The following is a 22,879-nucleotide window of genomic DNA, read 5'->3' as shown; positions in this document are numbered from 1 at the left end:
CCCGCCGAGCGAGGCCGCAGTGGACAAGATCCTGATTCGTGGGGCACGTACCCACAACCTGAAGAACATCGACCTGACCCTGCCGCGGGACAAGCTTATCGTGATCACCGGCCTGTCCGGATCCGGCAAGTCGTCCCTGGCGTTCGACACACTCTACGCCGAAGGCCAGCGCCGCTACGTGGAATCGCTGTCGGCCTATGCCCGGCAATTCCTGTCGATGATGGAAAAGCCCGACGTCGACACCATCGAAGGCCTGTCGCCAGCGATTTCCATCGAGCAGAAGTCGACATCGCACAACCCAAGGTCAACGGTCGGCACCATCACCGAGATCTACGACTACCTGCGTCTGCTGTACGCCCGCGTCGGTACGCCGCGCTGCCCGGACCACGACATCCCTCTGGAAGCGCAAACGATCAGCCAGATGGTCGACCTGGTACTGGAGCGCCCGGAAGGCAGCAAGCTGATGTTGCTGGCGCCGGTCGTGCGCGAGCGCAAGGGTGAGCACCTGGCGGTATTCGACGAGTTGCGCGCCCAGGGCTTCGTGCGTGCGCGGGTCAACGGCAAGCTTCATGAGCTGGACGAACTGCCGAAGCTGGACAAGCAGAAGAAGCACAGCATCGACGTGGTAGTGGACCGTTTCAAGGTCCGCGCCGACCTGCAACAGCGCCTGGCCGAGTCGTTCGAAACCGCGCTGAAGCTCGCCGACGGCATCGCCTTGGTAGCGCCCATGGACGACGAGCCCGGCGAGGAGATGATCTTCTCCGCGCGCTTCGCCTGCCCGGTGTGCGGCCACGCGATCAGCGAGCTGGAGCCGAAGCTGTTCTCCTTCAACAACCCGGCCGGTGCCTGCCCGACCTGCGACGGCCTCGGGGTGAAGCAGTTCTTCGATACCAAGCGCCTGGTCAACAGCGAGCTGACCCTGGCCGAAGGCGCGATTCGCGGCTGGGACCGGCGCAACGTGTATTACTTCCAGATGCTCGGCTCGCTGGCCGCACATTATGGCTTCAGTCTGGAAGAGCCGTTCGGTGAACTGTCAGCCGAGCACCAGAAGGTGATCCTTCAAGGCAGCGGCAAGCAGAGCGTCGACTTCAAGTACCTCAACGACCGCGGCGATATCGTCAAGCGCTCGCACCCGTTCGAAGGCATCGTGCCAAACCTCGAACGCCGCTATCGCGAGACCGAGTCGGCCACCGTGCGTGAAGAGTTGGCCAAGTTCCTCGGCACCCAGCCCTGCCCGGACTGTCGCGGCACCCGCCTGCGCCGCGAAGCCCGCCACGTGTGGGTTGGCGAGAAGACCCTGCCAGCGGTGACCAACCTGCCGATCGGTGAGGCCAGCAGCTATTTCGCTGACCTGAGCCTGACCGGCCGGCGCGGCGAGATCGCGGCAAAGATCCTCAAGGAGATCTGCGAGCGCCTGCAGTTCCTGGTCAACGTCGGCCTCGACTACCTGACCCTCGACCGCAGCGCCGATACGCTGTCTGGCGGTGAGGCCCAGCGTATTCGCCTGGCCAGCCAGATCGGTGCCGGCCTGGTCGGGGTCATGTACATCCTCGACGAACCGTCCATCGGCCTTCATCAACGCGACAACGACCGCCTGCTGGCCACCCTCAACCACCTGCGGGACCTGGGCAACACGGTGATCGTGGTTGAACACGACGAGGACGCCATACGTCTGGCCGACTACGTGGTGGACATCGGCCCGGGTGCCGGCGTGCACGGTGGCCAGATCGTCGCTGAGGGCTCGCCGCAGGAGGTCATGGACCACCCTGATTCGCTGACCGGCAAGTACCTGTCCGGGCGCAAGAAGATCGTCGTGCCCGCCAAGCGCACCCCGCGCGACAAGAAACTGCAGCTCAAGCTCAAGGGCGCACGTGGCAACAACCTGCAGAACGTCGACCTGGAAATCCCGATCGGCCTGCTAACCTGCGTGACCGGCGTGTCCGGCTCGGGCAAGTCGACGCTGATCAACAACACGCTGTTCCCCCTCGCGGCCACCGCCCTGAATGGCGCGAGCACCCTGGAAGCTGCGCCGCACACCAGCATCGACGGCCTGCAGCACCTGGACAAGGTGGTAGATATCGACCAGAGCCCGATCGGCCGCACACCGCGCTCGAACCCGGCTACCTACACCGGTATCTTCACGCCGATTCGCGAGCTGTTCTCCGGCGTGCCGGAATCGCGCTCGCGCGGCTACGGTCCGGGGCGCTTCTCGTTCAACGTCAAGGGTGGTCGTTGCGAAGCCTGCCAGGGGGATGGCCTGATCAAGGTCGAGATGCACTTCCTGCCGGACATCTACGTGCCCTGCGACGTTTGCAAGAGCAAGCGCTACAACCGCGAAACTCTGGAGATCAAGTACAAGGGCAAGAACATCCATGAAGTGCTGGAAATGACCATCGAGGATGCCCGTGCGTTCTTCGATGCGGTACCAGCGCTGGCGCGCAAGCTGCAGACGCTGATGGACGTGGGGCTTTCGTACATCAAGCTGGGGCAATCGGCGACCACCCTGTCCGGTGGCGAGGCACAACGGGTGAAGCTGTCTCGCGAGTTGTCCAAGCGTGACACCGGCAAGACCCTCTACATCCTCGACGAGCCGACTACCGGGTTGCACTTCGCCGACATCCAGCAGCTGCTGGACGTTCTGCATCGCCTGCGTGACCACGGCAATACCGTGGTAGTGATCGAGCACAACCTGGATGTGATCAAGACGGCCGACTGGCTGGTGGACCTGGGGCCGGAGGGCGGTTCCAAGGGCGGGCAGATCATCGCCTGCGGGACGCCTGAAGAGCTGACCAAGATGAAGCAGTCTTATACCGGGCACTACCTCAAGCCGCTGCTGGAGCGTGACCGGGCCTGACGGTTGGCACGGGGCATGAAAAAGCCCCTGGTACCGTTGGTGCCAGGGGCTTTTTCGTGACGCTGTGGATAACTTACATCTGCGACTGCAGGTAATTCTCCAGGCCGATGGCCTTGATCAGACCCTGCTGCTTTTCCAGCCAGTAGGTGTGATCTTCTTCGGTGTCAGCCAACTGCGCGCGCAGGATGTCGCGGCTGATGTAGTCCTTGTGCAGTTCGCACAGCTCGATGCCTTTGCACAGAGCGCCACGCACCTTGTACTCGAGCTTGAGGTCGGCCTCGATCATTTCCGGCACGGTGCTGCCCACTTCGAGATCATCCGCGCGCATGTCTGGAGTGCCTTCGAGCATGAGGATACGACGCATCAGGGCATCAGCGTGCTGCGTCTCTTCTTCCATCTCGTGGTTGATACGCTCGTAGAGCTTGGTCAGGCCCCAGTCTTCGTACATGCGTGAGTGGATGAAGTACTGGTCGCGAGCCGCCAGTTCGCCCTTCAGCAACGTGACGAGGTAGTTGATAACGTCCGGGTGACCTTGCATCGCCCTGCTTCTCCCTGTGAAAACGACTGATGCACATAGTGTGAACCAGCTTTTGCGCGCGGTCACTGAAAAACGCGCAATTAGAAGCAAAAAATCGGTTAAACAGTAGTGATATTCATTGAAAAACCGCCCAAATGAGGGCGGTTCTTCTTATCACTTCGACTTAGGCGAGATTCACCCCCAATGCCTTGGCGATGCCTTCGCCGTAGGCCGGGTCAGCCTTGTAGAAGTACTGCAACTGGCGCTGAATCACGTCTTCGCTGACGCCCGCCATGGTGCCGGCGATATTACTGATCAGCAGTGCCTTCTGCTCGTCACTCATCAGGCGGAACAGCGCACCGGCGTGGCTGTAGTAATCGTTGTCCTCGCGGTGATTGTGGCGGTCCGCCGCACCGCTGAGAGCCAGTGCGGGTTCGGCGTAACGTGGCGACTGCTTCGGCGCATCGGCGTAGCTGTTGGGCTCGTAGTTCGGCGCACTGCCGTAACTGCCCATGGCCATCGAACCATCGCGCTGGTAGCTGTTCACCGGGCTACGTGGGGCGTTCACCGGCAGCTGCTGGTGGTTGGTACCCACACGGTAGCGGTGTGCATCGGCGTAAGCGAATACGCGGCCCTGCAGCATGCGGTCAGGCGACAAGCCGACACCCGGAACCATGTTGCTCGGGCCGAATGCCGCCTGCTCCACCTCGGCGAAATAGTTGAGCGGGTTGCGGTTGAGCTCCAGCACCCCGACTTCGATCAGTGGGTAGTCCTTTTGCGACCAGGTCTTGGTCACATCGAACGGGTTCTCGTCGCGGTTGGCCGCCTCGGCCTCGCTCATCACCTGGATGCACACGGTCCAGCGCGGGAAGTCACCCCGCTCGATGGCCTCGAACAGGTCACGCTGGGCGTAGTCCGGGTCGGTACCGGCCAGGCGTGCTGCGTCGGCCGGCGTCAGGTTCTTGATACCTTGCTGAGTCTTGAAGTGCCACTTGACCCAAGTGCGCTCGCCTTGACCATTGATCAGGCTGTAGGTGTGGCTGCCAAAACCGTGCATATGCCGGTAACCGTCCGGAATGCCGCGGTCGGAGAACAGGATCGTGACCTGGTGCAGGGCCTCGGGCGAATGCGACCAGAAGTCCCACATCATCTGGGCGTTCTTCAGGTTGGTTTGCGGGTGACGCTTCTGGGTGTGGATAAAATCCGGGAACTTGAGCGGATCGCGGATGAAGAATACCGGGGTGTTGTTGCCCACGATGTCCCAGTTGCCTTCCTCGGTGTAGAACTTGACCGCGAAGCCACGCGGATCGCGCTCAGTATCCGCCGAGCCACGCTCGCCGCCGACCGTGGAGAAGCGCAGGAAGGTCTCGGTCTGCTTGCCAATCTGTTCGAACAGCTTGGCGCTGGTGTACGAGGTGATATCGCGGGTGACGGTGAAGGTGCCGTAGGCGCCCGAACCTTTCGCATGCACACGGCGCTCAGGGATGTTCTCGCGGTTGAAGTGGGCAAGCTTCTCGATCAGGTGGAAGTCGTCGAGCAGCAGCGGGCCACGCGGGCCGGCGGAGCGGGAATTCTGGTTGTCGGCTACAGGTGCACCGCTGGCGGTGGTGAGAAGTTTGCTCATGGGCTCTCCTTATCGGTCTTCGAGTGCCGGCTAGACGGCTTGAGAAGAAGTATCGATGAGCGGCCATCTCAGAACAAATTCATTACATGAGTTACATCAATAGAAATAAATAATACCTGCAAGAACAAAAAACCGGGCACTAGGCCCGGTTCTTTGTAGCAGACAGAACGTCTTACTCAGCAGCTTCTACAGCACCGCCGACCGGACGATCAACCAGCTCGACGTACGCCATAGGCGCGTTGTCGCCAGCGCGGAAACCGCACTTCAGGATGCGCAGGTAGCCGCCCTGACGGGTGGCGTAACGCTTGCCCAGGTCGTTGAACAGTTTGCCAACAGCGGACTTCGAACGGGTACGATCGAAGGCCAGACGACGGTTAGCAACGCTGTCTTCCTTGGCCAGGGTGATCAGCGGCTCGGCAACGCGGCGCAGCTCCTTGGCTTTCGGCAGGGTGGTTTTGATCAGCTCGTGCTCGATCAACGACACTGCCATGTTCTGGAACATAGCCTTGCGGTGAGAGCTGGTACGGCTCAGGTGACGTCCACTTTTACGATGACGCATGATTCATTCCTTACCAAACACTACGTTCGGTGATTACGACGATCAGGCGGTCGCCTTGTCGTCTTTCTTAAGACTTGCAGGCGGCCAGTTGTCGAGGCGCATGCCGAGAGACAGACCACGAGAGGCCAGGACGTCCTTGATTTCAGTCAGGGACTTCTTGCCCAGGTTAGGAGTCTTCAACAGCTCTACTTCGGTACGCTGAATCAGGTCGCCGATGTAGTAGATGTTCTCCGCCTTGAGGCAGTTGGCCGAACGTACAGTCAGTTCCAGGTCGTCAACCGGGCGCAGCAGGATCGGATCGATCTCGTCTTCCTGCTCGACTACGACAGGCTCGCTGTCACCCTTGAGGTCGACGAACGCGGCCAACTGCTGTTGCAGGATGGTCGCAGCGCGGCGGATAGCCTCTTCAGGATCCAGGGTGCCGTTGGTTTCCAGATCAATGACCAGCTTGTCCAGGTTGGTACGCTGTTCAACACGGGCGTTTTCGACCACATAGGCGATACGACGCACCGGGCTGAACGAAGCGTCCAGCTGCAGACGGCCAATGCTACGGCTTTCGTCTTCGTCGGTTTGACGGGAGTCAGCCGGCTCGTAACCACGACCACGAGCTACGGTGAGCTTCATGTTCAGGGCGCCGTTGGACGCCAGGTTCGCGATTACGTGATCGGGGTTGACGATCTCGACATCGTGATCCAGCTGAATATCGGCAGCGGTAACCACCCCCGAACCCTTTTTCGACAAGGTCAGCGTAACTTCGTCACGACCGTGCAGTTTGATAGCCAGGCCTTTCAGGTTCAACAGGATTTCAATGACGTCTTCCTGAACACCTTCGATCGCGGAGTACTCGTGGAGTACGCCATCGATCTCGGCCTCGACTACTGCACAGCCAGGCATGGAGGACAACAGGATGCGGCGCAGCGCGTTGCCCAGGGTATGGCCGAAACCACGCTCGAGAGGCTCGAGCGTAATCTTGGCGCGGGTCGGACTGACTACCTGCACATCAATATGGCGGGGAGTCAGGAACTCATTTACCGAAATCTGCATGGATGCACCTATTTTCTAGCCCTTACTTGGAGTAGAGCTCGACAATCAGGTTTTCGTTGATGTCGGCAGACAGATCGCCGCGAGCAGGAACGTTCTTGAAAACGCCCGACTTCTTAGCAGAATCTACTTCTACCCACTCAACGCGGCCACGCTGGGCGCACAGTTCAAGGGCTTGAACAATGCGCAGCTGGTTCAGCGACTTCTCGCGAACCGCGACCACGTCACCCGGACGAACTTGGTAGGATGGAATGTTTACAGTCTTACCGTTGACGCTGATCGCCTTGTGCGAAACCAGCTGACGGGATTCGGAACGAGTCGAACCGAAGCCCATACGGTAAACGACGTTATCCAGACGGCACTCGAGCAGTTGCAGCAGGTTCTCACCGGTTGCGCCTTTTTTCGAGGCAGCAGCTTGGTAGTAACCGCGGAACTGACGCTCCAGAACACCGTAGATACGACGGACTTTTTGCTTCTCGCGCAGCTGGGTACCGTAGTCGGACTGACGGCCACGGCGCTGACCGTGGATACCTGGGGCTGCTTCGATGTTGCACTTCGATTCCAGAGCGCGAACGCCGCTCTTCAGGAACAGGTCGGTGCCTTCACGACGAGACAGTTTGCATTTTGGACCAATGTAACGTGCCATTCTTCTGTCTCCTGATTACACGCGACGCTTCTTCGGCGGACGGCACCCGTTGTGCGGGATAGGCGTCACGTCGGTGATGCTGGCGATCTTGTAGCCGCAGCTGTTCAATGCACGAACGGCGGATTCACGACCTGGACCTGGGCCCTTGACGTTGACGTCGAGGTTCTTCAGGCCATATTCCAGCGCAGCTTGACCAGCACGCTCAGCAGCGATCTGGGCTGCGAACGGGGTGGATTTGCGCGAACCACGGAAACCCGAACCACCGGAAGTAGCCCAGGACAGTGCGTTGCCCTGACGGTCGGTGATGGTCACGATGGTGTTGTTGAAAGACGCATGGATGTGGGCGATGCCATCAACCACTGTCTTTTTGACTTTTTTACGAGGACGAGCAGCAGGTTTTGCCATGTCTATATTCCTGGGCGATTACTTGCGGATCGGCTTACGCGGGCCCTTACGGGTGCGTGCGTTGGTCTTGGTGCGCTGACCGCGAACCGGCAGACCTTTACGATGACGCAGGCCGCGGTAGCAACCCAGGTCCATCAAGCGCTTGATCTTCATGTTGATGTCACGACGCAGGTCACCTTCGGTGGTGAACTTCGCGACTTCGCCACGCAGGGTTTCGATTTGCTCGTCGCTCAGATCCTTGATCTTTGCGGCTGGGTTGACACCAGCGTCTGCACAGATCTTCTGTGCAGTAGTGCGACCGACACCATAGATGTAGGTCAGCGAGATAACAGTATGCTTGTTATCTGGAATGTTGACGCCTGCAATACGGGCCATTCAGTGGGACTCCAATTGACAGCTACCTACGCCCCGGAAGCCAAGAAATAGGGCGCGAGATAATATCGCTGTAGAAACGAATAATCAACCCAGCAGCACACTAGCTGCTGGGTTTGAAGCGCAGATCACACTCAGCCTTGGCGCTGTTTGTGACGCGGTTCCGCGCTGCAGATCACTCGTACGACGCCTTCGCGACGGATGATCTTGCAGTTGCGGCACAGCTTTTTCACCGATGCACGAACTTTCATTACCGACTCCTCGAACCTTAGGGGCGTATCAGCGCAGCAGACCGCTGCCACCGTAGCCTTTCAGGTTGGCTTTCTTCATCAGGGATTCGTACTGGTGCGAAACGAGGTGCGATTGTACTTGGGACATGAAGTCCATCACAACCACTACCACAATCAGCAACGAGGTCCCGCCAAGGTAGAACGGCACATTTGCTGCCACCACCAGGAACTGGGGCAGAAGGCAGACGGCCATCATGTAAAGAGCACCGAACATGGTCAGACGAGTCAGAACGCCATCAATGTAGCGTGCGGACTGCTCACCAGGACGGATACCCGGAATAAAGGCACCGGACTTCTTCAGGTTTTCCGCTACGTCTTTCGGGTTGAACATCAACGCTGTGTAGAAGAAGCAGAAGAAAATGATCCCTGCACTAAACAGCAGAATGTTCAACGGCTGACCAGGAGCGATCGACTGCGAGATGTCCTGCAGCCAGCCCATACCTTCGGACTGACCGAACCAGGCACCCAGCGAAGCCGGGAACAGCAGAATGCTGCTCGCGAAAATGGCCGGGATAACCCCTGCCATGTTCACCTTCAGCGGCAAGTGGCTGGTCTGCGCGGCAAAGACCTTGCGGCCCTGCTGACGCTTGGCGTAGTGAACGGCGATACGACGCTGACCACGCTCAATGAACACCACGAAACCGATGATCGCTACTGCAAGCAAACCGATTGCGACCAGGGCGAAAATGTTGATATCGCCTGTGCGTGCAGACTCGAAAGACTGCCCGATTGCTCTCGGAAGACCGGCAACGATACCTGCGAAGATCAACATCGAGATACCGTTACCCACACCGCGCTCGGTGATCTGCTCACCCAGCCACATCATGAACATCGCGCCTGCCACGAAGGTGGAGACAGCAACGACATAGAAGCCGAGCCCTACAGAAAACGCCACGCCCTGGTTGGCCAGGCCAATGGACATGCCAATGGCTTGAACCAGTGCCAGGATAACGGTGCCGTAGCGGGTGTACTGGCTGATCTTGCGACGGCCAGCTTCACCTTCCTTCTTCAACTGCTCCAGTTGCGGGCTGACCGCCGTCATCAGCTGCATGATGATCGATGCCGAGATGTACGGCATGATCCCCAATGCAAAGATGCTCATGCGCTCAAGCGCGCCACCGGAAAACATGTTGAACAAGCTAAGAATGGTCCCCTCATTCTGCCGAAACAGATCCGCCAGACGGTCTGGATTGATGCCAGGAACCGGGATATGCGCACCTATCCGATAGACGATGATCGCCATGAACAGAAAGCGCAGACGAGCCCAGAGTTCCGACATCCCGCCCTTACCGAGCGAAGAGAGAGCACCTTGCTTAGCCATTTATTCCTCGAATTTGCCGCCAGCTGCTTCGATAGCCGCACGCGCACCCTTGGTGGCTGCGATGCCCTTGATGGTGACTGCGCGAGTGACTTCGCCAGACAGCATGATTTTCACACGCTGTACATTCTGGCCAATCACGTTGGCGTCCTTCAGGGACTGTACGGAAACCACGTCGCCTTCCACCTTGGCCAGTTCGGACAGACGCACTTCAGCGCGGTCCATGGCTTTCAGGGAAACGAAGCCGAATTTCGGCAGACGACGGTGCAGCGGCTGTTGACCGCCTTCGAAGCCAGGAGCGATCGAACCACCGGAACGGGAGGTCTGACCTTTGTGGCCACGGCCGCCGGTCTTACCCAGACCGCTACCGATACCACGACCTGGACGATGCTTCTCGCGACGGGAACCCGGCGCTGGACTCAGATCATTGAGTTTCATCGATTAACCCTCGACCTTCAGCATGTAGTAAGCCTTGTTGATCATCCCGCGGTTCTCGGGAGTATCCTGGACTTCTACAGTGTGACCGATGCGACGCAGACCCAGACCTTTAACGCACAGTTTGTGGTTAGGCAGCCGGCCCGAGACGCTCTTGATCAGCGTTACTTTTACGGTTGCCATGATTAGAAGATCTCCTCAACGCTCTTGCCGCGCTTGGCAGCAATGGACTCAGGAGATTGCATGGCTTTCAGACCCTTGAAGGTGGCGTAAACCACGTTCACTGGGTTGGTCGAACCGTAGCACTTGGCCAGGACGTTCTGAACACCAGCAACTTCCAGGACGGCACGCATTGCACCGCCGGCGATGATACCGGTACCTTCCGAAGCAGGCTGCATGTAAACCTTCGAGGCGCCGTGGGCGGCCTTGGTGGCGTACTGCAGGGTGGTGCCCTTCAGGTCAACCTGGATCATGTTGCGACGTGCAGCTTCCATGGCTTTCTGGATCGCAGCAGGTACTTCGCGCGACTTGCCACGGCCGAAACCAACGCGACCCTTGCCATCACCCACCACGGTCAGTGCGGTGAAGGTGAAGATACGGCCGCCTTTTACGGTTTTAGCTACGCGGTTAACTTGAACCAGCTTCTCGATGTAGCCTTCGTCGCGCTTTTGATCGTTATTTGCCATAACTTAGAACTCCAGCCCGCCTTCACGAGCAGCATCAGCCAGCGCTTTGACGCGGCCATGGTACTTGAAGCCGGAACGGTCAAAGGCAACTTGAGATACACCGGCGGCTTTCGCGCGCTCAGCTACCAGCTTGCCAACCTTAGTGGCCGCGTCGATGTTGCCAGTGGCGCCATCACGCAGGTCTTTGTCCAAGGTCGAGGCGCTTGCCAGAACCTTGCTGCCGTCGGCCGAAATGACCTGGGCGTAGATGTGCTGCGAGGAGCGGAACACGCACAGGCGCACGACTTCGAGTTCGTGCATCTTGAGACGTGCTTTGCGAGCGCGACGCAGTCGAATAACTTTTTTGTCGGTCATTTGCTAGGCCCTACTTCTTCTTGGCTTCTTTACGACGGACTGCTTCGTCCGCGTAACGCACACCCTTGCCCTTGTAAGGCTCTGGCGGACGGAACCCGCGGATTTCAGCGGCCACCTGACCTACCAGCTGCTTGTCGATACCCTTGATCAGGATGTCGGTCTGGCTAGGAGTTTCAGCGGTGATGCCGGCTGGCAGTTCGTAGTCCACTGGGTGAGAGAAGCCCAGGGCCAGGTTCAGGACGGTGCCTTTGGCCTGTGCCTTGTAACCAACACCGACCAGCTGGAGCTTGCGCTCGAAGCCTTGGCTTACGCCTTGGACCATGTTGTTGACCAGAGCGCGGGTAGTACCGGCCATGGCGCGAGCTTGCTGGTCACCATTGCGAGCGACGAAACGCAGCTCACCAGACTCTTCGGTAACTTCAACAGACGAGTGAACGTTCAGTTCGAGAGTACCTTTGGCACCCTTCACCGAAAGCTGCTGACCGGCGAATTTGACTTCGACACCAGAAGGCAGCTTAACGGGGTTCTTAGCGACGCGAGACATGTCTATCCCCCCTTAGAACACTGTGCAGAGAACTTCGCCGCCGACACCGGCAGCGCGCGCAGCGCGATCAGTCATCACACCTTTGTTGGTGGAGACAATAGACACGCCCAGGCCGCCACGTACTTTCGGCAGCTCAGCGACGGACTTGTACTGGCGCAGGCCTGGACGGCTGGAGCGCTTCAGTTCCTCGATGACCGGACGGCCTTCGAAGTACTTCAGTTCGATCGACAGGGAAGGCTTGGCTTCACCAGTAACCTGGTAGCCAGCGATGTAACCTTCGTCCTTCAGAACTTTGGCAACCGCGACCTTCAGGGTGGAGGAAGGCATGCTTACGACGGACTTTTCAGCCATCTGGGCATTACGGATGCGAGTTAGCATGTCCGCTAACGGGTCCTGCATACTCATGGGCTAGATGCTCCTGATACAAGAAATATTAGCCTTGCGGCTATCACAACCACCCGAGCGGGCAGGGTAAAAAACCCAGGCTCAGGTGAGCCGGTCATTCTAGACATAAGGCAGAAACGAAACAAGCCCCACGAGGGGGCTTGTTTGTTGGCGAGGTCACCGATGGTCGGAAGATTCCTCCCCGTCCACCGGGATCACACCTGTAGCGATTACCAGGAGGCTTTGACCAGGCCTGGTACGTCACCGCGCATTGCAGCTTGACGCAGCATGTTACGGCCCAGGCCGAACTTACGGTATACACCGTGAGGACGACCGGTCAGGCGGCAACGGTTGCGCAGACGCGCAGCGCTGGCATCACGTGGCTGCTTCTGCAGAGCGACAACGGCAGCGAAACGCTCTTCTGGAGAGGCGTTCAGGTTGACGATGGTCGCTTTCAGCTCAGCACGCTTTTTGGCGAACTTGGCTACCGTGAGCTGACGCTTCAGCTCGCGGTTCTTCATGCTCTTCTTGGCCATTTTCCTACTCCAATCAGTTGCGGAACGGGAATTTGAATGCACGCAGCAGAGCGCGGCCTTCGTCATCCGAACGAGCAGTGGTGGTCAGGGTGATGTCCAAACCGCGCAGAGCATCGATCTTGTCGTAATCGATTTCCGGGAAGATGATCTGCTCTTTCACGCCCATGCTGTAGTTGCCACGGCCATCGAAGGACTTGGCATTCAGGCCGCGGAAGTCGCGTACCCGAGGCAGGGAGATCGCCAGCAGGCGGTCCAGGAATTCGTACATCTTGTCGCTACGCAGGGTCACCTTGACGCCGATCGGCCACCCTTCACGGACTTTGAAGCCCGCGATGGATTTACGAGCGAAAGTCACGACCGGCTTTTGACCGGTGATCTTTTCCAGGTCGGCAACAGCGTGCTCGATGACTTTCTTGTCGCCGATCGCTTCGCCCAGACCCATGTTCAGGGTGATCTTGGTAACGCGCGGAACTTCCATCACGTTCGACAGCTTAAGTTCTTCCTTAAGCTTAGGAGCGATTTCGTTCCGGTAAATCTCTTTCAGTCGTGCCATGGTCTTCTACCTAGCAGTGTTCAAGCATCAACCGCTTTTTGGGTCGACTTGAAGACACGAATTTTCTTACCGTCTTCTACTTTGAAACCAACGCGGTCAGCCTTGTTGGTTTCGCCGTTGAAGATGGCAACGTTGGAAGCGTGCAGAGGCGCTTCTTTTTCGACGATACCGCCCTGAACGCCCGCCATCGGGTTAGGCTTGGTATGACGCTTGACCAGGTTCACACCACCAACGACCAGACGGTCATCAGCCAGAACCTTCAGCACCTTACCGCGCTTACCTTTGTCTTTGCCGGCGATCACGATGATCTCGTCGTCACGACGAATCTTTTGCATGTCGGATCTCCTTACAGCACTTCAGGGGCGAGCGAGACGATCTTCATGAACTTCTCAGTACGAAGTTCACGGGTCACTGGCCCGAAGATGCGAGTGCCGATCGGCTCTTGCTTGGTGTTCAGCAGAACAGCAGCGTTGCCGTCGAAACGAATGATGGAACCGTCAGCGCGACGTACACCGTGACGGGTACGGACGACAACAGCAGTCATCACTTGGCCTTTTTTGACCTTACCGCGTGGAATTGCTTCCTTGACGGTTACTTTGATGATGTCACCGATGCCGGCGTAACGGCGGTGCGAACCGCCGAGAACCTTGATGCACATGACGCGACGAGCGCCGCTGTTATCGGCCACATCGAGCATGGATTGAGTCTGAATCATAAAATTTCTCCGACCCTTAGCCCTTAGACTTCAACAGCGCGTTCGAGGACTTCAACCAGTGCCCAGGACTTGGTCTTGGCCAGCGGACGGGTTTCACGGATGGAAACCTTGTCGCCGATTTTGCACTGGTTGGATTCGTCGTGCGCGTGCAGCTTAGTCGAACGCTTAACGTATTTACCGTAGATCGGGTGCTTTACGCGACGCTCGATCAGAACGGTGATGGTCTTGTCCATTTTGTCGCTGACGACACGGCCAGTCAGCGTACGGACGGTTTTTTCAGCTTCAGCCATGATCACTTACCTGCCTGCTGGTTAAGCACAGTTTTCACGCGAGCGATGTCACGCTTAACTTGCGAGAGCAGGTGCGACTGCCCCAACTGGCCAGTTGCCTTCTGCATACGCAGATTGAACTGGTCGCGCAGCAAGCCGAGCAGTTGCTCATTCAGTTGCTGTGCAGATTTTTCACGAAGTTCATTCGCTTTCATCACATCACCGTCCGCTTAACAAAGGAGGTGGCGAGAGGCAGCTTTGCAGCAGCCAGGGCGAAAGCTTCGCGCGCCAGCTCTTCAGAAACACCCTCGATCTCGTACAGGACTTTGCCTGGCTGGATCTGGGCAACCCAGTATTCCACGGAACCTTTACCTTTACCCATACGAACCTCGAGAGGCTTCTTGGAGATCGGCTTGTCCGGGAACACACGGATCCAGATCTTACCGCCACGCTTGACGTGACGGGTCAGCGCACGACGTGCGGACTCGATCTGGCGAGCGGTGAGGCGACCGCGAGCAACAGCTTTCAGGGCGAATTCGCCGAAGCTGACTTTGCTACCGCGCAGTGCCAGACCACGGTTGTGGCCAGTCATCTGCTTGCGGAATTTTGTACGCTTTGGTTGCAACATTTGGCGTACCCCTTACTTAGCAGCTTTTTTACGAGGCGCTGGTGCTTGTGGTTTCAGTTCTTCTTGGCGACCACCAATAACTTCGCCTTTGAAGATCCAAACCTTCACACCGATCACACCGTAAGTGGTGTGAGCTTCGTAGGTGTTGTAGTCGATATCGGCACGCAGGGTGTGCAGCGGCACACGACCTTCGCGATACCACTCGGTACGAGCAATCTCAGCACCGCCGAGACGACCGCTCACCTGGATCTTGATGCCCTTGGCACCAATACGCATGGCGTTCTGTACTGCGCGCTTCATGGCGCGACGGAACATTACGCGGCGTTCCAGCTGCTGAGCTACGCTCTGCGCAACCAGCATAGCGTCGAGTTCCGGCTTGCGGATCTCTTCGATGTTGATGTGCACAGGCACACCCATCTGCTTGGTCAGGTCCTGACGCAGCTTCTCGACATCTTCACCCTTCTTCCCGATAACGATACCTGGACGAGCGGTGTGGATGGTGATGCGTGCAGTTTGAGCCGGACGATGAATATCGATACGGCTTACGGACGCGCTTTTTAGTTTGTCTTGGAGGTACTCACGCGTTTTCAGATCCTTCAACAGGTAATCTGCGTAAGTAGCACCGTCTGCGTACCAGACGGAGGTGTGCTCCTTGACGATTCCCAGGCGAATGCCAGTGGGATGTACTTTCTGACCCATCTGATCGACTCCGTTACTTGTCCGCAACCTTGACAGTGATATGGCAAGACCGCTTGACGATGCGATCAGCACGGCCTTTGGCACGTGGCATGATGCGCTTCAGCGAACGCCCTTCGTTGACGAAGACGGTGGAGACCTTCAGGTCATCAACGTCTGCGCCTTCGTTGTGTTCGGCGTTGGCTACGGCCGACTCGAGGACTTTCTTCATGATTTCAGCGGCTTTTTTGCTGCTGAAGGCCAACAGGTTGAGCGCTTCGCCCACCTTCTTCCCGCGGATCTGGTCGGCGACCAAGCGGGCTTTCTGGGCGGAGATGCGAGCGCCCGACAACTTAGCGGCTACTTCCATTTCCTTACCCCTTAACGCTTGGCTTTCTTGTCAGCCACGTGCCCGCGATAGGTGCGGGTACCGGCGAACTCGCCCAGTTTGTGGCCGACCATGTCTTCGTTCACGAGAACTGGGACATGCTGACGACCGTTGTGAACCGCGATGGTCAGACCGACCATTTGTGGCAGGATCATCGAACGGCGCGACCAGGTTTTAACTGGCTTGCGATCGTTCTTCTCCACCGCCACTTCGACCTTCTTCAACAGGTGAAGATCGATAAAAGGACCTTTTTTCAGAGAACGTGGCACTGTCGTATCCCTCTAGTTACTTGCGACGACGGACGATCATGTTGTCGGTACGCTTATTACCGCGGGTCTTCGCACCCTTGGTTGGGAAGCCCCATGGCGATACCGGATGACGACCACCGGAGGTACGACCTTCACCACCACCATGTGGGTGGTCAACCGGGTTCATGGCAACACCACGAACGGTTGGGCGAACGCCGCGCCAGCGTTTGGCACCAGCTTTACCCAGCGAACGCAGGCTGTGCTCGGAGTTCGAGACTTCACCCAGGGTCGCACGGCACTCAGCCAGGACTTTACGCATTTCACCAGAGCGCAGACGCAGGGTCACGTAGACACCTTCACGAGCGATCAGCTGAGCCGAAGCACCAGCGGAACGTGCGATCTGAGCACCTTTACCCGGCTTCAGTTCGATGCCGTGAATGGTGCTACCTACTGGAATGTTGCGCAGCTGCAAGGAGTTACCGGCCTTGATTGGGGCCAGGGCACCTGCGATCAGCTGGTCGCCAGCGCTCACGCCTTTAGGGGCGATGATGTAGCGACGCTCACCGTCTGCGTAGCACAGCAGGGCGATGTGAGCAGTACGGTTTGGATCGTATTCGATACGCTCGACAGTGGCTGGGATGCCATCTTTGTCGTTGCGACGGAAGTCGACCAGACGGTAATGCTGCTTGTGACCACCACCAACGTGACGAGTGGTAATGCGGCCATTGTTGTTACGACCACCAGACTTCGATTTTTTCTCGATCAGCGGTGCGTGAGGAGCGCCTTTGTGCAGCTCCTTGTTGACCACCTTGACCACGAAACGGCGGCCAGGGGAAGTCGGTTTGCATTTAACGATTGCCATGATGCACCCCTTCCTTACTCAGCACTGCTGCTGAAATCGAGATCTTGGCCTGGCTGAAGGGAGACGATCGCCTTCTTCCAGTCATTACGCTTGCCCAGACCACGTGCGGTACGCTTGGTTTTACCCAGAACGTTAACAGTCGACACGTTTTCAACTTTTACGTTGAACAGGCCTTCGACAGCTTTCTTGATTTCCAGCTTGGTTGCATCGGTAGCAACCTTGAATACGAACTGGCCTTTTTTCTCAGCCAGAACGGTAGCCTTCTCGGAAACGTGCGGGCCAAGGAGGACTTTGAATACGCGTTCCTGGTTCATCCCAGCAGCTCCTCGAATTTCTTCACGGCCGAGACGGTGATCAACACCTTCTCGTATGCGATCAGACTGACCGGGTCGGAACCTTGAACGTCACGTACGTCGACGTGCGGCAGGTTGCGAGCAGCCAGGTACAGGTTCTGATCAACAGCGTCGGAAACGATCAGTACGTCGTTCAGACCCATGCCGTTCAGCTTGTTCAGCAGATCTTTGGTTTTCGGCGCTTCAACAGCGAAGTCCTGAACCACGACCAGACGGTCGCTACGCACCAGCTCAGCGAGGATGGAGCGCAGGGCTGCGCGGTACATCTTCTTGTTGAGCTTCTGCGAGTGATCTTGAGGACGAGCTGCGAAGGTTACACCACCGCCACGCCAGATCGGACCACGAGTGGTACCAGCACGAGCACGGCCAGTACCCTTCTGACGCCATGGGCGCTTACCGCCACCGGCCACGTCGGAACGGGTCTTCTGCTGCTTGGTGCCCTGACGGCCGCCAGCCATGTAGGCTACGACTGCTTGGTGTACCAGCGTCTCGTTGAATTCGCCACCGAAAGCCAGTTCGGAAACTTCGATCGCCTGAGCGTCATTTACATTAAGTTGCATGTCAGTATCCCCTTAACCGCGAGCCTTGACAGCTGGACGGACAACCACGTCGCCGCCAGTAGCGCCAGGAACGGCACCCTTGACGAGCAGCAGGTTGCGCTCAGCGTCTACGCGAACTACTTCCAGGGACTGAACAGTCACGCGCTCGGCGCCCATGTGACCGGACATTTTCTTGCCCTTGAACACACGACCAGGAGTCTGGCACTGGCCGATGGAACCTGGGACACGGTGCGACACGGAGTTACCGTGGGTGTTGTCCTGGCCACGGAAGTTCCAGCGCTTGATGGTACCGGCGAAGCCTTTACCTTTGGACTGACCAGTAACGTCAACCAGCTGGCCTGCAGTGAAGAGTTCAGCTTTGATCGAGTCGCCAGCCTGGAACTCGCCTTCTTCAAGACGGAACTCCCAGACACCGCGACCAGCGGCAACGTTGGCCTTGGCGAAGTGACCTGCCTGAGCGGCAGTCACGCGCGAAGCACGACGCTCGCCGACAGTGACTTGCACTGCACGGTAGCCATCGGTTTCTTCAGTTTTGAACTGGGTGACACGATTCGGCTCGATCTCAATGACCGTGACCGGAATGGAGACACCTTCTTCGGTGAAAATGCGGGTCATACCGCACTTGCGACCGATTACACCAATAGTCATGTTGTAAACCTCATGAGTGTACGGGGCTTTCACCCGCTATGGCCGCCCATTTCAGAGCGTTACACGACTAGACCGAAGTCTTAGCCGAGGCTGATCTGTACTTCCACACCTGCCGCCAGATCGAGCTTCATCAGCGCGTCAACGGTTTTATCCGTTGGCTGGACGATGTCCAGAACACGCTTATGAGTGCGAATCTCGTACTGGTCACGCGCGTCTTTGTTGACGTGCGGGGAGACCAGAACGGTGAAACGCTCTTTGCGGGTAGGCAGTGGAATTGGACCACGCACTTGTGCACCAGTACGTTTCGCGGTTTCCACGATTTCCTGGGTGGATTGGTCGATCAGGCGATGGTCGAAAGCCTTCAACCTGATACGGATTTGCTGATTTTGCATTGGATTTCAGACTCCAGGCTGTTCCCAACGGACGCACTACGCCCGCTAAAAGGAGGCGTGATTCTATAGACGCCCCAATTTAGTGTCAACCCAATAAAAAAAACCCCCGCTGAGCGGGGGTTTTTTCAATCGGTCGAGTGATTACTCGATGATTTTGGCTACGACGCCGGCGCCGACGGTACGACCGCCTTCACGGATAGCGAAGCGCAGACCGTCTTCCATTGCGATGGTCTTGATCAGGGTGACAGTCATCTGAATGTTGTCACCTGGCATTACCATTTCAACGCCTTCCGGCAGTTCGCAGTTACCGGTCACGTCAGTGGTACGGAAGTAGAACTGAGGACGGTAGCCTTTGAAGAACGGAGTGTGACGACCGCCTTCTTCCTTCGACAGGACGTAGACTTCTGCGGTGAACTTGGTGTGCGGCTTGACCGAACCTGGCTTGACCAGAACCTGGCCACGCTCAACGTCGTCACGCTTGGTACCACGCAGCAGAACGCCGCAGTTCTCGCCAGCACGACCTTCGTCCAGCAGCTTGCGGAACATCTCGACACCGGTGCAGGTGGTGGTGGAGGTGTCACGCAGACCAACGATTTCCAGCGGATCCTGAACGCGGACGATACCACGCTCGATACGGCCGGTAACAACGGTACCACGACCCGAGATCGAGAATACGTCTTCGATTGGCATCAGGAATGGCTGGTCGATGGCACGAACTGGCTCAGGGATGTAGGCATCCAGAGTTTCTACCAGCTTCTTGACAGCGGTAGTGCCCATTTCGTTGTCGTCTTTGCCTTCCAGAGCCATACGAGCCGAACCGATGATGATCGGAGTGTCGTCGCCTGGGAAGTCGTAGGTGGACAGCAGGTCGCGAACTTCCATCTCGACCAGTTCCAGCAGCTCAGCGTCGTCTACCAGGTCAGCCTTGTTCAGGAAAACCACGATATACGGAACGCCAACCTGACGGGACAGCAGGATGTGCTCACGGGTTTGTGGCATCGGACCATCGGCGGCCGAGCAAACCAGGATCGCGCCGTCCATCTGGGCAGCACCGGTGATCATGTTCTTCACGTAGTCAGCGTGACCTGGGCAGTCAACGTGAGCGTAGTGACGAATGTTCGAGTTGTACTCGACGTGAGCGGTGTTGATGGTGATACCGCGTGCTTTTTCTTCTGGAGCCGAGTCGATCTTGTCGAACTCAACGACGGCCGAACCGAAAACTTCGGAGCAGACGCGAGTCAGAGCTGCGGTCAGAGTGGTCTTACCGTGGTCAACGTGGCCGATGGTGCCGACGTTAACGTGGGGAAGGGAACGATCAAATTTTTCTTTAGCCACGACAGTGAACCTCTTGCCTAAAGGGGATTAGCCTTGTTTTTTAACGAGTGCTTCGACGATGTTCGACGGAGCTTCGGCGTATTTGGAGAATTCCATGGAGTAGCTTGCGCGACCCTGAGACATGGAACGAACGTCGGTCGCGTAACCGAACATCTCTCCGAGCGGAACTTCAGCGCGGACGACGCGGCCAGAGACCGACTCATCCATACCCTGTACCAGACCACGACGACGGTTCAGGTCACCCATCACGTCACCCAGGTAGTCTTCCGGGGTTACAACTTCGACCTTCATGATCGGCTCGAGAACCACGCCACCGCCCTTCTGGGCCAGTTGCTTGGTTGCCATCGAAGCAGCGATCTTGAACGCCATTTCGTTGGAGTCGACGTCGTGGTACGAACCATCGAATACCGCGGCCTTCAGGCCGATCAGAGGATAACCGGCAACAACGCCGTTTTTCATCTGCTCTTCGATACCCTTCTGGATCGCAGGGATGTATTCCTTAGGAATCACACCACCAACGACTTCGTTGGCGAACACCAGACCTTCGGTGATGTTGCCCTTGTCGTCCTGATCCGGCTCCGAGAAACGGATCCAGCAGTGACCGAACTGACCACGGCCGCCCGACTGACGAACGAATTTGCCTTCGATTTCGACGTTGGACTTGGTGATCTTCTCGCGGTACGAAACCTGCGGCTTACCGATGTTGGCTTCGACGTTGAACTCGCGCTTCATGCGGTCAACGAGGATGTCCAGGTGCAGCTCGCCCATACCGGAGATGATGGTCTGGCCGGTTTCTTCGTCGGTCTTGACGCGGAACGACGGGTCTTCCTGGGCCAGCTTGCCCAGAGCGATACCCATCTTCTCCTGGTCAGCCTTGGTTTTCGGCTCTACGGAGAGCGAAATTACCGGCTCAGGGAAGTCCATACGCTCGAGGATGATCGGCTTGTCGGCGTTGCACAGGGTGTCACCGGTGGTGACGTCCTTCATGCCGATCAGAGCAGCGATGTCGCCTGCACGTACTTCCTTGATTTCTTCACGCTGGTTGGCGTGCATCTGCACCATACGACCAACGCGCTCTTTCTTGCCCTTGACCGAGTTGATGACGGAGTCACCAGAGGTCAGGAAGCCCGAGTAAACGCGGACGAAGGTCAGAGTACCAACGAACGGGTCGGTGGCAATCTTGAATGCCAGAGCCGAGAACGGCTCGTCATCGCTGGCGTGACGCTCGTCGTACTGCTCAGGAGTGACTTCATCCTTCGGCACTTCGGCCAGATCAGGGTGGATACCCTTGATCGCAGGAATCTCGGTCGGAGCAGGCAGGAAGTCGATGACGGCGTCGAGAACCAGGGGAACGCCCTTGTTCTTGAACGACGAACCGCAGACAGCCGGAACGATCTCGCTGGCCAGGGTGCGCGCGCGCAGGCCTGCCTTGATTTCTTCGACGGTCAGCTCACCTTCTTCAAGGTACTTGTTCATCAGCTCTTCGCTGGCTTCGGCGGCGGCTTCAACCATGTTGTTGCGCCATTCGTTAGCCAGGTCGACCAGATCCGCAGGAATTTCTTCCTCACGGTAGGTAGTACCCTTGTCGTCTTCGTTCCAGTAGATGGCTTTCATCTTGATCAGGTCGACCTGACCCTGGAAATCGTCTTCTGCACCGATAGCCAGCTGGATCGGAACCGGGGTGTGACCCAGGCGGTTCTTGATCTGGCCGACAACGCGCAGGAAGTTGGCACCGGCACGGTCCATCTTGTTCACGTAGACAACACGTGGAACGCCGTACTTGTTGGCCTGACGCCATACGGTTTCGGACTGCGGCTCAACGCCGGAAGTACCGCAGAACACTACGACCGCGCCGTCGAGCACACGCAGCGAACGCTCAACTTCAATGGTGAAGTCAACGTGGCCGGGGGTGTCGATGACGTTTACGCGGTAGTTGTCGTACTGACCACGGGAACCTTTCCAGAAGGTGGTAACGGCAGCGGAGGTAATGGTGATACCGCGCTCCTGCTCCTGCACCATCCAGTCGGTGGTCGCGGCGCCGTCATGCACCTCGCCCATCTTGTGGCTCAGACCTGTGTAGAACAGGATCCGCTCGGTAGTGGTAGTCTTGCCCGCGTCAACGTGGGCGCAGATACCGATGTTACGGTAGCGGTTAATTGCTGTAGTACGAGCCATAAAGCCCTCGCAAAATAATTGATGCTTGAATTAGAAGCGGTAGTGCGAGAACGCTTTGTTGGCTTCAGCCATACGGTGCACGTCTTCACGCTTCTTGACCGCAGCACCTTTGCCTTCGGCAGCATCCAGCAGCTCACCGGCCAGGCGCAGAGCCATCGACTTCTCGCCGCGCTTGCGGGCGTAGTCTACGAGCCAGCGCATTGCCAGAGCGTTACGACGGGATGGACGAACTTCAACCGGAACCTGGTAAGTGGCACCGCCGACACGGCGGGACTTTACTTCGACCAGCGGAGCGATGGCGTCGAGAGCTTTCTCGAAGATTTCCAGGGGGTCGCTGTTCTTGCGTGCTTTGACGGTATCCAGGGCACCGTAAACGATGCGCTCGGCTACGGCCTTCTTGCCGCTTTCCATCACGTGGTTCATGAACTTGGCGAGGATCTGGGATCCGTACTTCGGATCGTCAAGGATCTCACGTTTTGCTGCTACACGACGTCTTGGCATGATAAGCCCTCA

At 57.7% G+C, this 22,879-nt stretch carries 34 protein-coding genes; 1 reads left to right on the top strand and 33 read right to left on the bottom strand.

The window, feature by feature from the left end; translation table 11 throughout:
• Nucleotides 1-19: 19 nt before the first annotated feature.
• Nucleotides 20-2,854 carry an excinuclease ABC subunit UvrA gene (gene uvrA, locus L6D64_RS15905; protein ID WP_176506978.1) on the top strand — a complete coding sequence of 945 codons (2,835 nt, stop codon included), beginning with the start codon at nt 20-22 and terminating at the stop codon, nt 2,852-2,854.
• Nucleotides 2,855-2,927: 73 nt separating this feature from the next.
• Here the strand turns inward: uvrA and bfr are convergent, their stop codons facing one another.
• The 33 genes from bfr to rpsG all read right to left on the bottom strand — a co-directional run bounded on the left by bfr (nt 2,928) and on the right by rpsG (nt 22,867).
• On the bottom strand, nt 2,928-3,392 hold the full coding sequence (bfr, locus tag L6D64_RS15900) for a bacterioferritin (RefSeq protein ID WP_016715322.1): 465 nt from the start codon (nt 3,390-3,392) through the stop codon (nt 2,928-2,930).
• A gap of 163 nt (nt 3,393-3,555) precedes the next feature.
• On the bottom strand, nt 3,556-4,995 hold the full coding sequence (locus L6D64_RS15895) for a catalase (RefSeq protein ID WP_176506976.1): 1,440 nt from the start codon (nt 4,993-4,995) through the stop codon (nt 3,556-3,558).
• A 172-nt stretch (nt 4,996-5,167) separates the two neighbouring features.
• Nucleotides 5,168-5,554 (bottom strand): 50S ribosomal protein L17, encoded by a 387-nt coding sequence (gene rplQ, locus L6D64_RS15890; protein WP_003255451.1) that lies wholly within the window; start codon nt 5,552-5,554, stop codon nt 5,168-5,170.
• Nucleotides 5,555-5,596: 42 nt separating this feature from the next.
• Nucleotides 5,597-6,598, bottom strand: coding sequence for a DNA-directed RNA polymerase subunit alpha (locus L6D64_RS15885; RefSeq protein WP_003255452.1), 1,002 nt, complete (start codon nt 6,596-6,598; stop codon nt 5,597-5,599).
• Between the two features lie 22 nt (nt 6,599-6,620).
• Entirely contained in the window at nt 6,621-7,241 is a 621-nt protein-coding gene (rpsD, locus tag L6D64_RS15880; RefSeq protein ID WP_176506975.1) for a 30S ribosomal protein S4, read from the bottom strand.
• Nucleotides 7,242-7,256: 15 nt separating this feature from the next.
• Nucleotides 7,257-7,646 carry a 30S ribosomal protein S11 gene (gene rpsK / locus L6D64_RS15875; protein ID WP_003255454.1) on the bottom strand — a complete coding sequence of 130 codons (390 nt, stop codon included), beginning with the start codon at nt 7,644-7,646 and terminating at the stop codon, nt 7,257-7,259.
• Nucleotides 7,647-7,664: 18 nt separating this feature from the next.
• The gene (gene rpsM / locus L6D64_RS15870) at nt 7,665-8,021 is read right to left on the bottom strand and encodes a 30S ribosomal protein S13 (RefSeq protein WP_003255457.1); all 357 of its coding nucleotides are present in this window, start codon (nt 8,019-8,021) and stop codon (nt 7,665-7,667) included.
• A 131-nt stretch (nt 8,022-8,152) separates the two neighbouring features.
• Complete coding sequence (gene rpmJ / locus L6D64_RS15865) at nt 8,153-8,269, bottom strand: 50S ribosomal protein L36 (protein WP_002555468.1); 117 nt, start codon at nt 8,267-8,269, stop codon at nt 8,153-8,155.
• Nucleotides 8,270-8,297: 28 nt separating this feature from the next.
• A complete protein-coding gene (gene secY / locus L6D64_RS15860; protein ID WP_016393394.1) occupies nt 8,298-9,629 on the bottom strand; it encodes a preprotein translocase subunit SecY in 1,332 nt (443 codons plus the stop codon).
• Complete coding sequence (rplO, locus tag L6D64_RS15855) at nt 9,630-10,064, bottom strand: 50S ribosomal protein L15 (RefSeq protein WP_023382625.1); 435 nt, start codon at nt 10,062-10,064, stop codon at nt 9,630-9,632.
• Nucleotides 10,065-10,067: 3 nt separating this feature from the next.
• Nucleotides 10,068-10,244, bottom strand: coding sequence for a 50S ribosomal protein L30 (gene rpmD, locus L6D64_RS15850; RefSeq protein WP_003255463.1), 177 nt, complete (start codon nt 10,242-10,244; stop codon nt 10,068-10,070).
• Between the two features lie 2 nt (nt 10,245-10,246).
• Entirely contained in the window at nt 10,247-10,747 is a 501-nt protein-coding gene (gene rpsE, locus L6D64_RS15845) for a 30S ribosomal protein S5 (protein WP_003255465.1), read from the bottom strand.
• Nucleotides 10,748-10,750: 3 nt separating this feature from the next.
• Nucleotides 10,751-11,101 (bottom strand): 50S ribosomal protein L18, encoded by a 351-nt coding sequence (rplR, locus tag L6D64_RS15840; RefSeq protein WP_003255467.1) that lies wholly within the window; start codon nt 11,099-11,101, stop codon nt 10,751-10,753.
• Between the two features lie 10 nt (nt 11,102-11,111).
• Complete coding sequence (rplF, locus tag L6D64_RS15835) at nt 11,112-11,645, bottom strand: 50S ribosomal protein L6 (protein ID WP_054887033.1); 534 nt, start codon at nt 11,643-11,645, stop codon at nt 11,112-11,114.
• A gap of 12 nt (nt 11,646-11,657) precedes the next feature.
• Nucleotides 11,658-12,050 carry a 30S ribosomal protein S8 gene (rpsH, locus tag L6D64_RS15830; RefSeq protein WP_009681971.1) on the bottom strand — a complete coding sequence of 131 codons (393 nt, stop codon included), beginning with the start codon at nt 12,048-12,050 and terminating at the stop codon, nt 11,658-11,660.
• Between the two features lie 209 nt (nt 12,051-12,259).
• The gene (gene rpsN / locus L6D64_RS15825) at nt 12,260-12,565 is read right to left on the bottom strand and encodes a 30S ribosomal protein S14 (protein ID WP_012316516.1); all 306 of its coding nucleotides are present in this window, start codon (nt 12,563-12,565) and stop codon (nt 12,260-12,262) included.
• Nucleotides 12,566-12,578: 13 nt separating this feature from the next.
• Nucleotides 12,579-13,118 carry a 50S ribosomal protein L5 gene (gene rplE / locus L6D64_RS15820; RefSeq protein ID WP_003255474.1) on the bottom strand — a complete coding sequence of 180 codons (540 nt, stop codon included), beginning with the start codon at nt 13,116-13,118 and terminating at the stop codon, nt 12,579-12,581.
• 20 nt (nt 13,119-13,138) lie between these two features.
• Nucleotides 13,139-13,453 (bottom strand): 50S ribosomal protein L24, encoded by a 315-nt coding sequence (gene rplX / locus L6D64_RS15815; RefSeq protein ID WP_016715319.1) that lies wholly within the window; start codon nt 13,451-13,453, stop codon nt 13,139-13,141.
• A gap of 11 nt (nt 13,454-13,464) precedes the next feature.
• Complete coding sequence (gene rplN, locus L6D64_RS15810; protein WP_008089810.1) at nt 13,465-13,833, bottom strand: 50S ribosomal protein L14; 369 nt, start codon at nt 13,831-13,833, stop codon at nt 13,465-13,467.
• Nucleotides 13,834-13,856: 23 nt separating this feature from the next.
• Nucleotides 13,857-14,123: a 30S ribosomal protein S17 gene (rpsQ, locus tag L6D64_RS15805; protein WP_008089812.1), complete on the bottom strand. Its 267-nt coding sequence runs from the start codon at nt 14,121-14,123 to the stop codon at nt 13,857-13,859.
• A gap of 2 nt (nt 14,124-14,125) precedes the next feature.
• Nucleotides 14,126-14,317, bottom strand: a complete 192-nt coding sequence (gene rpmC / locus L6D64_RS15800) for a 50S ribosomal protein L29 (RefSeq protein ID WP_002555481.1) — start codon at nt 14,315-14,317, stop codon at nt 14,126-14,128.
• Entirely contained in the window at nt 14,317-14,730 is a 414-nt protein-coding gene (gene rplP / locus L6D64_RS15795) for a 50S ribosomal protein L16 (RefSeq protein WP_003255479.1), read from the bottom strand. Before rplP ends, rpmC begins: the two co-directional genes overlap by 1 nt.
• Before the next feature lie 12 nt (nt 14,731-14,742).
• Nucleotides 14,743-15,429, bottom strand: coding sequence for a 30S ribosomal protein S3 (gene rpsC / locus L6D64_RS15790; RefSeq protein ID WP_003255481.1), 687 nt, complete (start codon nt 15,427-15,429; stop codon nt 14,743-14,745).
• Nucleotides 15,430-15,442: 13 nt separating this feature from the next.
• The gene (gene rplV / locus L6D64_RS15785) at nt 15,443-15,775 is read right to left on the bottom strand and encodes a 50S ribosomal protein L22 (protein ID WP_003103908.1); all 333 of its coding nucleotides are present in this window, start codon (nt 15,773-15,775) and stop codon (nt 15,443-15,445) included.
• An 11-nt stretch (nt 15,776-15,786) separates the two neighbouring features.
• The gene (rpsS, locus tag L6D64_RS15780) at nt 15,787-16,062 is read right to left on the bottom strand and encodes a 30S ribosomal protein S19 (protein WP_003255482.1); all 276 of its coding nucleotides are present in this window, start codon (nt 16,060-16,062) and stop codon (nt 15,787-15,789) included.
• A 16-nt stretch (nt 16,063-16,078) separates the two neighbouring features.
• Nucleotides 16,079-16,903 (bottom strand): 50S ribosomal protein L2, encoded by an 825-nt coding sequence (gene rplB, locus L6D64_RS15775; protein ID WP_003255483.1) that lies wholly within the window; start codon nt 16,901-16,903, stop codon nt 16,079-16,081.
• Nucleotides 16,904-16,917: 14 nt separating this feature from the next.
• Nucleotides 16,918-17,217 carry a 50S ribosomal protein L23 gene (gene rplW / locus L6D64_RS15770; RefSeq protein ID WP_003255484.1) on the bottom strand — a complete coding sequence of 100 codons (300 nt, stop codon included), beginning with the start codon at nt 17,215-17,217 and terminating at the stop codon, nt 16,918-16,920.
• Nucleotides 17,214-17,816, bottom strand: coding sequence for a 50S ribosomal protein L4 (rplD, locus tag L6D64_RS15765; RefSeq protein ID WP_027917846.1), 603 nt, complete (start codon nt 17,814-17,816; stop codon nt 17,214-17,216). Before rplD ends, rplW begins: the two co-directional genes overlap by 4 nt.
• Nucleotides 17,817-17,828: 12 nt before the next feature.
• Complete coding sequence (rplC, locus tag L6D64_RS15760) at nt 17,829-18,464, bottom strand: 50S ribosomal protein L3 (RefSeq protein WP_027917847.1); 636 nt, start codon at nt 18,462-18,464, stop codon at nt 17,829-17,831.
• A gap of 80 nt (nt 18,465-18,544) precedes the next feature.
• The gene (rpsJ, locus tag L6D64_RS15755) at nt 18,545-18,856 is read right to left on the bottom strand and encodes a 30S ribosomal protein S10 (RefSeq protein WP_003186070.1); all 312 of its coding nucleotides are present in this window, start codon (nt 18,854-18,856) and stop codon (nt 18,545-18,547) included.
• Nucleotides 18,857-18,997: 141 nt separating this feature from the next.
• Entirely contained in the window at nt 18,998-20,191 is a 1,194-nt protein-coding gene (tuf, locus tag L6D64_RS15750) for an elongation factor Tu (RefSeq protein ID WP_054881963.1), read from the bottom strand.
• Nucleotides 20,192-20,218: 27 nt separating this feature from the next.
• Entirely contained in the window at nt 20,219-22,366 is a 2,148-nt protein-coding gene (gene fusA, locus L6D64_RS15745) for an elongation factor G (RefSeq protein ID WP_176510301.1), read from the bottom strand.
• A gap of 30 nt (nt 22,367-22,396) precedes the next feature.
• Nucleotides 22,397-22,867, bottom strand: a complete 471-nt coding sequence (rpsG, locus tag L6D64_RS15740) for a 30S ribosomal protein S7 (protein ID WP_003246741.1) — start codon at nt 22,865-22,867, stop codon at nt 22,397-22,399.
• Nucleotides 22,868-22,879 lie beyond the last annotated feature (12 nt).

This window comes from Pseudomonas urethralis (assembly GCF_021602465.1).
GTDB classification, from domain to species: domain Bacteria; phylum Pseudomonadota; class Gammaproteobacteria; order Pseudomonadales; family Pseudomonadaceae; genus Aquipseudomonas; species Aquipseudomonas vlassakiae.
The sequence above is the reverse complement of the archived record's forward strand: the minus strand, read 5'-3'. Positions and strand labels throughout refer to the sequence as shown.